The following is a 12,635-nucleotide window of genomic DNA, read 5'->3' as shown; positions in this document are numbered from 1 at the left end:
GCCGTCGACTAATGGTTGTACAGTACAACGTAAGCCAAGAGTTGTAAAACACAACTATGAGAACGCGACTTCGGGAAGCGGAGCATGAGCGGAACACATCGCCAGGACGCGGGGGCCGGTGCGCGGGCGCCGGAGCGTGCATCGACGGGGGAGAGGCTCTGGGGGCCGACTCCGCCGGGCGCGCTGCGCCACGTGCTGCTGCATCTGCTCACGCCGCTGCTGATGTGCGTCGGCATGGGCCTCGCCTACCTCGGGGCCTTCGCGAGCCCCGAGCCGCACCAGATGCCGGTCGCCGTCGTCGGCTCAGGGCCCGAGGCGAAGGTGCTCGCCCAGACCCTGCACGACAAGGCGGGCGACGGCCTCGACGTCCGCACCGTCCCCGACCGTGCGACCGCCGTCGACCAGCTCGACTCCCGTACGGTCAGCGGTGCTTACGTCATGGACGAGGAGCACCCCGAACTGCTCGTCGCCACCGCCGGGTCCGACACCAGCGCCTCCGCCGTCGAGAAGGTCTTCACCAAGGTCTCGGACGCCCAGGGCACGCCCCTGAAGGTCACCGACGTCGCGCCGACCGCCGACGGCGACCCCACCGGCCAGGGCATCTTCTTCCTGCTCGTCGCCCTCAGCATCGGCTCGTACGCGTCCGTCGCAGCCCTCGGCGCCGCCGGTTCCGCGCTGCCGATGCGGCTGCGCGCGCTGCTCGTCACCGGCACCTCGTTCGTGGTCAGCCTGATCGGCGCCGCCTTCGCCGGGCCCGTGTTCCACCTGGTCGACCACGGACTGTGGGGCGTCTGGGCGCTGTCCTGGCTGTACTCGGCGGGCATCCTGTTCATCGGCGTCGGCCTGCACACGTTCCTGAAGCGGTGGACCACGCTCGGTGTGATGGTGCTGTTCGTGATGCTCAACTTCACCAGCTCCGGCGGAATCTTCCGGCCCGAGCTGCAGAACGGCTTCTTCGCCTCGCTGCACGCCTTCTGGAACGGCGCCGGGTTCGTGGAGGGCGTACGCGACCTCGTCTACTTCGACGGCCACGACCTCGCGCGCAACGTGTGGATCCTCTTCGCCTGGCTCGCCGCGGGCCTCGTCGTCATGGCGGCCGCCGGCCTCACGGAACGGCGGCGGCGCGCCGCGGCGGCGACCCCGGCTCCGGATCCGACTCCTGTGCAGGCGCCGATTCCCGCACAGCACAAGGAAGTCGACGCCGAGGAGGAGATGGAGGAGGCCGTCGCGGTCTGACCCGCGAGACGGTACGAGGAAGGGCCCGGCCGGGGCGTACGGCCGGGCCCTTCCGTGCGTACGCGTCACTCCTTGCGGTAGCCGTACGCCTCCCGGGCCGCCGTCTCCACCGCGTCCAGGTCCGCACCCGCCGAAGCCGTGACGACCGCGGCGACCGCGCCCTCCACGAACGGGGCGTCCACCAGGCGTGCCCCGTCCGGGAGTTCGCCCTCCTCGGCGAGCAGCGCCTTCACCGTGAGCACCGCGCTGCCCAGGTCGACCAGGAGCGCGACGCCCGCGCCCCGGTCCACCGAGCGGGCCGCATCGGCGATCAGCTCGGCGCTCGTGCCGAGCTCGCCGTCCTCCGTGCCGCCCGCCGGGGCGACCGGGGCGGCGCCGCTGCCCCCGGCGAGGCCGGTCGCGAGCTCGGCGACCGACGCGGCGACGGCCGCGCTGTGCGACACCAGCACGATCCCCACCTGCGCGCCGTCGCTCATGCCGCACCCCCGGCGCCCTCGGCGGTCTCGGCGAGCGCCGCGAACAGCAGGGCCGACGAGGTCGCGCCCGGGTCCTGGTGGCCGATGCTGCGCTCGCCCAGATAACTCGCCCGGCCCTTGCGGGCCTGCAACGGAACGGTCGCCTCCGCACCCTTGCCGGCGGCCTCGCGGGCCGCGTCGAAGGAGGTCGGCAGCGCGTCCACCGCCGGTACGAGCGCGTCCAGCATCGTCTTGTCGCCCGGCGCGGCCCCGCCGAGCTTCGCCACAGCGTCGACGCCCGCCCGCAGCGCCTGGGCCAGCTCCTCGCGCGACACCTCGCCGGTGTCGCCGAGCGCCTTGCCCGCCGTACGCAGCAGAGTGCCGTAGAGCGGGCCGGACGCGCCGCCCACCTTCGAGATCAACTGCCGTCCCGCCAGGGCGAGCAGAGCCCCCGGCGCGGTGGCGTCGCTCCCCGCGAGCGCCTCCGACACGGCCGCGAAGCCGCGCCGCATGTTGACGCCGTGGTCCGCGTCGCCGATCGCCGAGTCGAGGTCGGTGAGCCGGTCCGCCTCACGGTCCACGGCTGCGGCGGCGGTGGTGAGCCAGCGGCGGAAGAAGTCGCCGTCGAGCACGTCGAGCACAAGTCCTCCAAGTTCGTTGTTCGTTGGGCGCAGCGGGTCCGACGGCAGGCCGGTCACACACCCCAGCGCAGCGCGGGCGTACGGACCGGAGCGTCCCACAGGCCGAGGAGTTCCTCGTCGATCTGACACATGGTCACGGAGGCGCCCGCCATGTCGAGGGACGTCACATAGTTGCCGACCAGCACCCGGGCCACGGCGATGTTCCGCTCGGCCAGGGCGCGCTGCACCTCGGCGTGGAACCCGTACAGCTCCAGCAGCGGGGTGCCGCCCATGCCGTTGACGAGCAGCAGCACCGGGTTGCGTGGCCGCAGGTCGTCCAGGATCGCGTCGACCGTGAAGTCGGCGATCTCCCGCGACGTCATCATCGGGCGCCGCTCCCGGCCGGGCTCACCGTGGATACCGACGCCCAACTCCAGCTCGCCGGGCGGGAGTTCGAAGGTCGGGCCGCCCTTCGCGGGGGTCGTGCAGGCGCTCAGGGCGACGCCGAAGCTGCGCGCGTTCTCGTTGACGCGCCGGGCGATCGCCTCGACCTTCTCCAGCGGCGCACCGGCGTCGGCGGCGGCGCCCGCGAGCTTCTCGACGAAGAGGGTGGCGCCGGTGCCGCGCCGGCCCGCGGTGTAGAGGCTGTCGGTCACGGCCACGTCGTCGTCGACGAGGACCTTGGCGACCTGGATGCCCTCGTCCTCGGCGAGCTCCGCCGCCATGTCGAAGTTCAGCACGTCACCGGTGTAGTTCTTCACCACGAACAGCACGCCCTTGCCGCTGTCCACGGCCGCCGCGGCCCGGACCATCTGATCCGGCACGGGCGACGTGAACACCTCGCCGGGACACGCGGCCGACAGCATCCCCGGCCCCACGAACCCCCCGTGCAACGGCTCGTGCCCCGACCCGCCCCCGGACACCAACGCCACCTTGTCGGCCACGGGCGCGTCCCGCCGTACGACCACCCGGTTCTCGACGTCCACGGTCAACTCGGGGTGCGCGGCCGCCATGCCTCGCAGAGCGTCGGCTACTACGGATTCGGGAACGTTGATCAGCATCTTCACGGGAACCTCCGACTGATGTTGGCTCGAACCTGTTTGACGTGCGTTTTTGCTGGTCAGGGTGCGGATGGAGGGTTGTGGATCTTGACGGTTCTTGGCGGTCCGGGGCGGGCTTTGGCGGGACTGATGCTGAGTTAATGCTGAGTTTGATGACGGGGCGTCAGGTGTCGTGGGCTCGGCTTGCGAGCCCTCAGTATCGATCGACTTCGGCCGTGGGTCACGGTTGTGGGAGGGCTGTCTGGAAGTTCATCTCGTCAGCCCTGCGGCTGTGGGTGGCCGGTCGCTCAGGCTCAAGCCGGACTCCCTGCGCTGCGAGAGCCTCGATGTCGTTGCTCTCGAGCGAGCGCTTGCTGGGTTATGTCTCTAAGCGGGCGGGGCGGGGTGGCCAACTCTGCCAGCAACGCCACTTGGGCGTGCCCGTGACCGCGTCCAGGGTGTACAGGCCGTTGCCGCTGCCCACGTGGTTCTTCGTCTGCTGGTGGTACACGACCTAGAGTCCCTGTGACCTGCGTCTATGCGTGGAATCCCTTGATGCGAAGCTGAATTGGTCCGAGTCTGGTCCGGGCCCACTTGTGTTGATGCTTGCGGAGGTGCCTGATCCTGTTGGCCTGCAGGGCCGTGAGCGGCGCTGTGCGGAGCCTGCCTGTCGTCGCCACAATGGGTCCTCTTCGACACCGCATCGTTCTCCGAAGCCCGCTTCCAGATCACCACGAAGACCTGCGAGTGCCTCCAGTTCGACATGTGGGCCAGGCCCGCGACCTAGCTCGCGATGGTGGCTGGTGAGTAGTTGCTCTGGTTGTCCCAGGGCTCTTGCTCCGAGCAGGGGGGGCGGTGCGGCCGTCCTTGGAGCAGCCCACGATGAGTGCGCGACCCGCTTCATATCAGCCCTCCGTCCACGAGCCGATGGTTGGCCGGAATAGACATCCGATGGCCTGGCAGGGCTCGTGCACGAATGCCCCCTTGCCTTTGCGGTACGAGGGTCGCCCCGCCTCTCTGTTCTCCCGTTCAGTTGTGGGACGGGAAGCGGGCCATCGTGGCGTTGCGCAGGGCGAGGCGAGCGCCGGTGCTGCCGGGGAGGATCGCGTCGAACCGCCCGAGTCTCTCGCCGTCCACGTATGCGTCGCCGTCAAGGAGCACCATGGCGTTGGTGGTCTCCGCGGCAACGGTCAACTCCGTGTCACCCCGCAGGAGTTGGAGCGATCCTGGGTTTCCGCTGCGGACCATGAAGTTGAGGGCGCGGGTGCCCGCGGGGACGGCCGTGGTGGTCACCTCCGCGTCGCCCGCGAAGGCGATGCTGCGGGGGAAGTGCACGATGTGGAGGACGCCGTCGACCACCAGCTCCAGGGGTGCGAAGCGCGGGGCCGCGAGCAGGAAGTGGCGGTCCATGCCCGGCAGGGACGAGAACGGGCCCGGCTCGTCGATGTCCGCGAGGCTCAGCCGCCAGGCGGGAAGGCGGTCGGGGGTTGTGGCGGGTTCGCGGTGGATCTCGCGGGTCCAGCCGCCGCCGTTGGCCCACCGCTGCGGGGTGAGGGTGGTCGTACGGATGATCCGGGCTGTGGTGGGGTGCTGGGCGGGCATGGCCATTCCTACTTGTGCTGGTCCTTCTACGGGGGCGTGAGCGGAGTATGCGCCCGTGCCGCGGACCGGCCGCGCTCCCCTCGTGGCGCGGCCGGCCGGTTCTTCAGGTCACTTCGGACTTACGCCTGCGACGTCAGATCCGCCAGGACGTCGGCGAGGGCCTCGGTCCCGCTCTCCACGTCGGCGTCCTCCGCGTACTCCTCCGGCGAGTGCGAAACGCCGCTGGGGTTGCGGACGAACAGCATGCCCGTCGGGATGTGCGGTGCCAGCACACCCGCGTCGTGGCCCGCGCCCGTCGGAAGCAGCGGGGCGCCCGGCAGCGAGGCGGACAGCCGGTCGCGCAGCCCGGCGTGGAAGTGGGCCGTCGGGCTGTAGGACTCCGCGGTGACCTCCGCACTGCACCCCTGGGCGGCGGCGATCTCCGTGGCGCGTTCGGTGATCGTGGCGAGCACGGCGTGCACCGCGGCGTCGTCCGGGTGCCGGATGTCCAGCCACAGGTCGACGGTCGAGGCGATCACGTTGGCCCCGCCCGGTACGGGCCGCAGCTTGCCGACCGTCGCACGGGCCTGCGGCACGGCCCGCCCCGCGGCCTGGGCGGCCAGCACGATGCCGGCCGCGGCGGCCATCGGGTCACGGCGGTCGTCCATCGCCGTGGTGCCCGCGTGGTTGCCCTGCCCGGTGACGCGCACGCGCCAACGCCCGTGCCCCAGAATGCTGGTGGCGACGGCCACCGGGTGGTCGAGGTCCACCAGGCCGCGGCCCTGCTCGACGTGCAGCTCGACGAACGCGCCGATGCGGGCGAGGCGGCCGGGGTCGTGCCCCATGTACCTCGGGTCGATGCCCGCCCCGCGCGCGAGGTCCGCGAGGGTGTTGCCGTCGTCGTCACGGAGGGCGAGGGCACGGTCGCGGTCGACAGTGCCGGCCATCAGGCCCGACCCCAGGCAGGCGAGCCCGAACCGCGAGCCCTCCTCCTCGGGGAAGACCGCGACGGCCAACGGCCGCTCCAAGCGGTGGTCGCGTTCGCGCAGAACGTCGACGGCGGCGAGCGCCGAGGCCACGCCGAGCGGCCCGTCGAAGGCGCCGCCTCCGGGCACGGAATCGAGGTGGCTGCCGGTCACGACGACGTCGGTGCGCTCCTTGCCGGGCGCATCGAGCCAGGCCCACAGCGCGCCGTTGCGGTCGGTCTCCACCTCCAGGCCCCGCTTCTCCGCCTGCTCGGTGAACCAGGACCGCAGCTCCAGCTCGGCCGTCGAGAACACCGGCCGGCTGTAGCCGCCGCGCTGCGCGTCTCGTCCGACGTCGGCGATCGAGGACATGAGGTCGACGGTGGTCATCGGGCTGCTCCTGCAGGGGTGTTACCGGTCAGAAAGGGTTCGGGTACGAGCGTCCGGCCCGCAGTGGCGTCGGCGGCCGAGGCGACGCCTGCGGCGAGCGCGCCGATCAGCGGCGCGAACTTCGCCCCGTGTCCCGAGCACGGGGACAGGATCGTGAGCCCCTCGCAGCGGTCCAGGACGAAGTCCTCGTTCGGGGTGTTGGTGAACAGGCAGGTGGTCTCGGCGTACGGCGTGGGGTCCAGGCCGGGGTGGTGGCGGCGGACGTAGTTGATGACGCGGTCGCGGTTCTTGGCGTCCACCACGCCGTCCTGGTCCGCGGCCGAGTGCAGCAGCTTGCCGCCGTTGAACTCGGCCACCTTCAGGCCCTGGAAGTCCGCGTCGCGACCGCCGGGCAGGCCGTACGTCTGGATCTGCAGGTTCTTGTGGATGAAGGTCGGCCAGCGGTGGTTCTCGCGGTAGCGGAAGTGATACGCCTGCTCCTGCCGGACCTCGATGTGCGGCAGACCGGCGCGGAAGGCGCTCGGCAGCGGGAGCAGATCGAGCAGCTTCGGCAGCCAGCCGCCCGCCGCGACGATCACGCGTTCGGCGTCGATCCGCCTGCCGTCGGCGCTGCGCAGGGTGTAGCCGTGGCCGCGGCGTTCGACGGCCGTCAGGTCCCAGTCGGTGAGGAGCCGGGCGCCGTTCCGCTGGGCCTGGACGACCATGGCCTCGACGCTGCGCTCGGAGTCGATGACACCGGCCTGCGGGTGCCAGAGCACCTTGGTCTCGAAGTTGAACTGCGGCCAGCGGGCGGTCGCCTCCTCCTGGCTAAGCAGTTCGTGCTCGATCCCGACCCGCTCCAGGACCGCGGCGAGCGCGGCCGGGTCGCGCTCAAGTCCCCAGTCCACAGCACCGGTTGAGGAGATCAGCGTCTGCGCGCTCGCCGCCTCCAGCTGCGACCACAGGGCCCGCGAGCGCGCTACCAGGCGCGTGTAGAACTCGGACGGGTAGGCGTACCGGAAGATCCGCGCCGAGCCGTGCGAGCTGCCGCCCTCGTCGGCGGGGGTGCCGCGCTCGACGATCGTGACCTCGTGCCCGGCTGCGGCGAGCTGCCATGCGGTGGCCGCGCCCGCGAGTCCCGCTCCGACGACGACGTACTGGGAGTGGTCGACATCCACGATGGAGGCTGCTTTCTGTGAGGCGTGCGTTCTCGGTCCGTCCAGTACAGCCAGGCATTACCCTGCCCGTCCAACACCAATAATTCGTTGATTGATCTCCCGAGAGAGATAATCGGGCACAATCGAGAGCATGGAACTCCGACAGCTGCGCTGCGTCGTCGCGGTCGCCGAAGAGCTGCACTTCGGCCGCGCCGCCAAGCGCCTGCACATGGCCCAGGCCCCGCTCAGCGCGCAGATCCAGCGGATCGAGCGGGAGTTGGGGCACCGGCTCTTCGAGCGCACTACCCGCAGCGTGCGGCTCACGGCGGTGGGGGAGGAGTTCTACCGGCGGGCGCTCGACATCCTCGCCCGGGTCGACGAGACCACCGCCGACCTCCAGGCGGTCGCCGACGGTCGGGCCGGCACCCTGCGGGTCGGCTTCGCCAGCTCGGCCAGCTACTCCGTACTGCCGCAGGCCGTACGCCGCTTCCGGCAGGCGGCACCCGGCGTCGACCTGCAACTCGTCCCCCTGACCAGCGCGGAGCAGGCCGAGCAACTGCACGAGGGACGGCTCGACCTGGGCTTGGTTCGCGGCGAGTCCGGAGCGCTCGACCTGCGTACGGAACGCCTCTTCGAGGAACGCCTCGTGGCGTGCCTGCCCGCCGACCATGCCCTGTCCGCCGAGGCCGAGGTGTCCCCGCAGGCGCTCGCCGACGAGCCGATGATCTTCTTCCCCGCGCGGGACATGCCCGGCTACGTCTCGGAGATCCGCCCGGTCTTCGCGGGACTGCCGTTTCCCCGGGTCCGTACCCGCGTCGTCCACCAGGAGACGGCGCTGGGGTTCGTGGCGGCCGGCATGGGCTTCACGGTGCTGCCCGAGTCGGTCTCGTCGTTCCGCCCGGCCGCGGTCCACGTCGCCCGCATCACCGGCGACCCCAAGACCGTCATGTGCGCGGCCTTCCCCGATACGGAACTCTCCCCCGCGGCCGAACGCTTCCGCGAGGCGCTGCGCACGAGCGAGGCCTGACGCGTACGGGGCGTACGTGGTACTCGGCCGCGGGGAGCGTTCCGGGGCCGCCGACTTGGAGGAGCTTCAGGAGGTGCTGGCCGCGGTGCAGGCATGCGGCACGGAACCGACGCTCGGGCTGTCCCCAATCTCGGTTGGAACACCTCGCTCGGTCTACGCCCCGCTTGGGGCGTGTTTCCTGGCGTAGCAACGGCCGCTGCCGCCCTTTCAGTTGGGCGGCAGCGGCCGCGAGGGGAGTGTCAGCCGGCCACAGCTTGCCGGGCCGGCTCGGCCGGGTCCGACAACGTCGCCGACTCCTTGAGCGTCAGGCCTCGGGTCTCGGGCGCCCATGCCAGGGAGGCCAGAGCGCCGGCCGCGCTGATCGCGGCGGCCGCGAGCATCGTGTTGCCGATGCCCCAGCCGGACAGCGCCATCGGCACCAGATAGGTGCCCACGGCGGCGCCGATCCGGCTCAGCGACGACGCGAGCCCGACGGCCGTGCCCCGTACCTCGGTCGGGAACAGCTCGTTCGGATAGATCCACTGCAGGATCTGGGTGCCGCCGATCAGCACCGCGTACGCCGAGAACAGCGCCATGACCACCGATGCGTCCGCATCGGGGAACAGGCCGAGGAGCAGCAGTGCCGCACCTGACCAGATGAAGCTGTGCGTCAACAGGGTCCTGCGGCCCATACGGTTGACTGCGAACAGCGCGGCGATCGTGCCGAGCGTGAACAGCACGCTGATCACGGCCGCCCCGTAACTCGCGAGATCGCCTTCGAGTTTCAGGGCGTCGAGGATGACGGGGCCGAAGGCGTAGATCGCGAAAAGCGGGACGACGGAGCACGTCCAGAAGACCGAGACGAACAGCATCCGCTTGCCGTAGCCGGAGCGGAGGATCGCCTTCACGTCGACGTTCTCGCGCTCCTCCTCGCCCAGGTCGGCCAGGGTCGCCTCGGGGCCGAAGACATCCTTGAGGATCTTCTCGGCTTCCGCCGTACGGCCCTTCTTGACCAGCCAGCGCGGCGACTCGGGGGTGCCGAGCCGCAGCAGCACGATGACGGTGGCCGGAAGGGCGGCGCTGGCCAGCATCCACCGCCAGCCGTCGTCGCCGAGGGCCAGCATCGCCTCACCGACGATGTACGCGATCGAACCGCCTGCGAACCACATCACTAGGAGTCCGCCGAGCAGGACACCGCGGTGCTTGCGCGGGGTGAACTCGGCCATCAGAGACGTGGCGATGGGATAGTCCGCTCCCACGGCCATGCCGATGACGAGCCGCAGGACGAACAGCCACACCGGGTCGGTGGCCCAGAACTGGGCCACCGAGCACACGATGATCGCGACCAGGTCCACGGTGTAGAGGACCTGCCGGCCGAACTTGTCCGTAAGCCAGCCGCCCGCGAACGCGCCCAGGAAGATGCCGATGAGCGCCGATGCGCCGATCAACCCCTGGGCGGATTCCGAGAGTTGGAGCTGCGGGGTGATCTGCGTCATCGCGACGCCGATGATGCTGAGGATGTAACCGTCGAGGAACGGGCCGCCCGAGGAGTACAACGCCAGCTTCTTGTGGAAGCCGGAGAGCGGCGCGTCGTCGACCATGTTGGTGGAGCTCATGTGCCGTACGTCCGATCTCAGTTGCCGGCGGTGCCCATGTACGGGTACGTCCAGTTGAGGTCGGGGCTCATGTTCTCCTTGATGTACCGGCCGCTGACCCAGCGCTGCAGGGCGAGCGGGGAGCCCGTCTTGTCGTTGGTGCCTGAGGCGCGGCCGCCGCCGAAGGACTGCACACCCATGAGCGCGCCGGTCGGCTTGTCGTTGACGTACATCATTCCGGCGGTGTTGCGCAGGACCGAGAGGGCCTCGGTGATGGCCGCGTGCTCGCGGGCGAAGATCGAGCCGCCCAGGGCGTACTCGCTGGTGCCGTCGACGAGCTTCAGGATGTCGCCCCACTCGGCCGCGTCGTCGTAGACGTGGACCGTGAGCAGCGGCCCGAAGAACTCCTCCTTCATGGTGAAGGCGGTCGGGTCCTCGGTGACGAAGAGCGTCGGGTCGACGAACCAGCCCTTCTCGCGACGGACGGTGCCACCGGCCAGGAGGGTGTGGCTGTCGAGGGCCTTGGCACGCTCGATGGCGTTCTCCAGGCGGTCGGCGGCCGCCTCGTCGATGACCGCGCCCACGTAGGTCTCGTGCTCGGTGACGTCGCCGACCTTGAGACCCTTGACGGTCTCGACGAGCTTGGCCTCCAGGACGTTCCAGATGCTGCGGGGGACGTACGCGCGGGAGCCGGCGGTGCACTTCTGGCCCTGGAACTCGTAGGCGCTGCGGACCATCGCGACGAGCAGCGCCTCGGGGTCGGCCGAGGAGTGCGCGACGATCGCGTTCTTGCCGCCGGTCTCGCCGACCAGACGCGGGTAGGCGCGGTAGGTGTCGATGTTCTTCCCGACCGTCTTCCACATGCTGCGGAACACCGCCGAGGAGCCGGTGAAGGTCAGACCGGCGAAGTTCTCGTCGGCCATGGCCTGTTCGGAGATCTCCTGTCCGCGGCCGTGGACCAGGTTGATGACGCCGGGCGGAAGGCCGGCCTCCTCGAAGAGCCGCATGACGACGTCGCTGGACAGCGCCGACTTCTCGGAAGGCTTCCAGACGACGGTGTTGCCCATCATGGCCGGGGTCGAGGGCAGGTTGCCCGCGATCGCCGTGAAGTTGAACGGGGTGATGGCCAGGACGAAGCCCTCCAGGCCGCGGTGGTCCATGACGTTCCACTGGCCGGCGGGGGAGACGGGCTGCTGCTCGTAGATCTGCGCGGCGTTGTGGGCGTTGTAGCGGAAGAAGTCCGCCAGCTCACAAATATCGATCTCCGCCTGGTGGTACGTCTTCGACTGGTGCAGCATCGTCGTCGCGAGCAGCTCGTCGCGGAACTTGCCGCTGACCAGGTCGGCCGCGCGCAGGAAGATCGCGATCCGCTCGTACCAGGGGGTGTTGGCCCAGGACTCCTGCGCGGCGAGGGCGGCGTCGATGGCCGCCTGCACCTGCTTCTGGTCGGCGAGCGAGATCCGGCCGAGCACGTGCTGGTGGTCGTGCGGGGCCGTCAGTTCGAGCTGTTCGCCGCCGAACTGCCGCTCGCCGCCGATGACATGGGGCAGCTCGCGGACCTCGCCCTTGACCCGGTCGAGCTCGGCATAGAGACGCACGGCCTCGGGGGAACCGGGCGCGTAGTCCTTCGCGGGCTCGTTGTACGGGGCAGGAACGCGGACGACGCCGTTGTGAACGATGGTGCTGTTTGCCATTGCTTTCCTCGGATTCCAGGGTGCCGGCCGCGCTGCGGGTGCGACTGCGGGACCGGGGCGGGGCGGAGGGGCAGTGCAAGAGCGAGGCTGTGAACGTTGCACTGAAATTTCAGCGCGACCGTACTTACACTGTTCGGTATGCGTCAAGAGACGGATCTGATAGCGGTCGCGGAGCGACCCTCCAGCAGTGCGCCCACGGCGCCGGGTGGGCGCACGCTCGCCGAGAGCGCCTACATGCGGCTGCGCGACGACATCATCACCGTGAAGCTGCAGCCGGGCGACCCGCTGGACGAGAAGCAGCTGAGCCGTGACCTTGATGTCGGACTGACTCCGGTGCGTGACGCCCTCAAGCGGTTGCGGCACGAGCGGCTCGCCGTGATCTACCCGCGCCGCGGTACCTTCGTCGCCGAGATCAACATCAGCGACGAGCGCTGGCTCACCGAAGTCCGTACGGACCTGGAGGGGTTGGCCGCGGCGCTGGCTGCGGAGCGCGCCACCGACGAGGAGTGCGCCGAGCTCAAGCGCATGGCCGAGGCCATGGAGGACGCGGTCGAAGTGTCCCGCGACTACATCGCCCAGGACACCGAGATCCACCGCGCGATCTACCGCGCCGCCCACAATCCGTACCTCGAGGCGACCCTCACCCAGTACTCGAATCTGGCCATGCGGATCTGGCACTACGGCGTGGCCAGGGCGCGGCCGCACACCCCGCGCTCCTGTGCGCAGGACGACGTCGTCGAGGCGATCTGTGCGCGCCAGCCGGGTGCCGCGCGCAAGGCGGCGCAGGCGCATCTGCTCGGGTTCTCCGCCTCGGTGCGATCGATGCTGTGAAGCGTCCTCATGGCTCGCGTGGCCAGTAAAATTTCAGTTACTTGAACGGGTGTCCCCGTGGGGCGTCGGCAGTGGCCGACGCCCCG

General features: G+C 70.2%; 11 protein-coding genes. 3 read left to right on the top strand and 8 right to left on the bottom strand.

The genetic code is table 11. The features are described from left to right. Positions 1-84 precede the first annotated feature (84 nt). Positions 85-1,236 (top strand): hypothetical protein, encoded by a 1,152-nt coding sequence (locus ACIDOF_RS27865; protein ID WP_409008873.1) that lies wholly within the window; start codon positions 85-87, stop codon positions 1,234-1,236. A 65-nt stretch (positions 1,237-1,301) separates the two neighbouring features. Here ACIDOF_RS27865 and ACIDOF_RS27860 read toward each other — a convergent pair whose 3' ends face one another. The 6 genes from ACIDOF_RS27860 to ACIDOF_RS27835 form a co-directional block, all read right to left on the bottom strand. Continuing rightward, positions 1,302-1,712 (bottom strand): PTS-dependent dihydroxyacetone kinase phosphotransferase subunit DhaM, encoded by a 411-nt coding sequence (locus ACIDOF_RS27860; RefSeq protein ID WP_409008872.1) that lies wholly within the window; start codon positions 1,710-1,712, stop codon positions 1,302-1,304. After that, on the bottom strand, positions 1,709-2,323 hold the full coding sequence (gene dhaL / locus ACIDOF_RS27855; protein WP_409008942.1) for a dihydroxyacetone kinase subunit DhaL: 615 nt from the start codon (positions 2,321-2,323) through the stop codon (positions 1,709-1,711). Before dhaL ends, ACIDOF_RS27860 begins: the two co-directional genes overlap by 4 nt. Before the next feature lie 62 nt (positions 2,324-2,385). Beyond that, positions 2,386-3,378 (bottom strand): dihydroxyacetone kinase subunit DhaK, encoded by a 993-nt coding sequence (gene dhaK / locus ACIDOF_RS27850; RefSeq protein WP_409008871.1) that lies wholly within the window; start codon positions 3,376-3,378, stop codon positions 2,386-2,388. 1,002 nt (positions 3,379-4,380) lie between these two features. Next, positions 4,381-4,953 carry a HutD family protein gene (locus ACIDOF_RS27845; protein ID WP_409008870.1) on the bottom strand — a complete coding sequence of 191 codons (573 nt, stop codon included), beginning with the start codon at positions 4,951-4,953 and terminating at the stop codon, positions 4,381-4,383. A 119-nt stretch (positions 4,954-5,072) separates the two neighbouring features. Beyond that, positions 5,073-6,287: an allantoate amidohydrolase gene (locus tag ACIDOF_RS27840; protein WP_409008869.1), complete on the bottom strand. Its 1,215-nt coding sequence runs from the start codon at positions 6,285-6,287 to the stop codon at positions 5,073-5,075. Next, the gene (locus tag ACIDOF_RS27835; protein WP_409008868.1) at positions 6,284-7,444 is read right to left on the bottom strand and encodes an FAD-dependent oxidoreductase; all 1,161 of its coding nucleotides are present in this window, start codon (positions 7,442-7,444) and stop codon (positions 6,284-6,286) included. The genes ACIDOF_RS27840 and ACIDOF_RS27835 overlap by 4 nt, the downstream gene beginning before the upstream one ends. A gap of 130 nt (positions 7,445-7,574) precedes the next feature. Here ACIDOF_RS27835 and ACIDOF_RS27830 point away from each other — a divergent pair, with 130 nt between their 5' ends. Beyond that, the gene (locus ACIDOF_RS27830; RefSeq protein WP_409008867.1) at positions 7,575-8,450 is read left to right on the top strand and encodes a LysR family transcriptional regulator; all 876 of its coding nucleotides are present in this window, start codon (positions 7,575-7,577) and stop codon (positions 8,448-8,450) included. Between the two features lie 239 nt (positions 8,451-8,689). On the opposite strand, the gene ACIDOF_RS27825 is transcribed toward ACIDOF_RS27830, so the two are convergent. Next, on the bottom strand, positions 8,690-10,045 hold the full coding sequence (locus ACIDOF_RS27825; protein ID WP_409008866.1) for an MFS transporter: 1,356 nt from the start codon (positions 10,043-10,045) through the stop codon (positions 8,690-8,692). 17 nt (positions 10,046-10,062) lie between these two features. Continuing rightward, complete coding sequence (gene pruA, locus ACIDOF_RS27820) at positions 10,063-11,718, bottom strand: L-glutamate gamma-semialdehyde dehydrogenase (protein WP_409008865.1); 1,656 nt, start codon at positions 11,716-11,718, stop codon at positions 10,063-10,065. 138 nt (positions 11,719-11,856) lie between these two features. On the opposite strand from pruA, the gene ACIDOF_RS27815 reads away from it, so the two are divergent. Next, positions 11,857-12,549, top strand: coding sequence for a GntR family transcriptional regulator (locus ACIDOF_RS27815; RefSeq protein WP_409008864.1), 693 nt, complete (start codon positions 11,857-11,859; stop codon positions 12,547-12,549). Positions 12,550-12,635 lie beyond the last annotated feature (86 nt).

Origin of the sequence: Streptomyces sp. Da 82-17 (assembly GCF_046098215.1) — a bacterium.
GTDB lineage: Bacteria > Actinomycetota > Actinomycetes > Streptomycetales > Streptomycetaceae > Streptomyces.
This window is presented reverse-complemented; position numbering and strand designations above follow the sequence as displayed.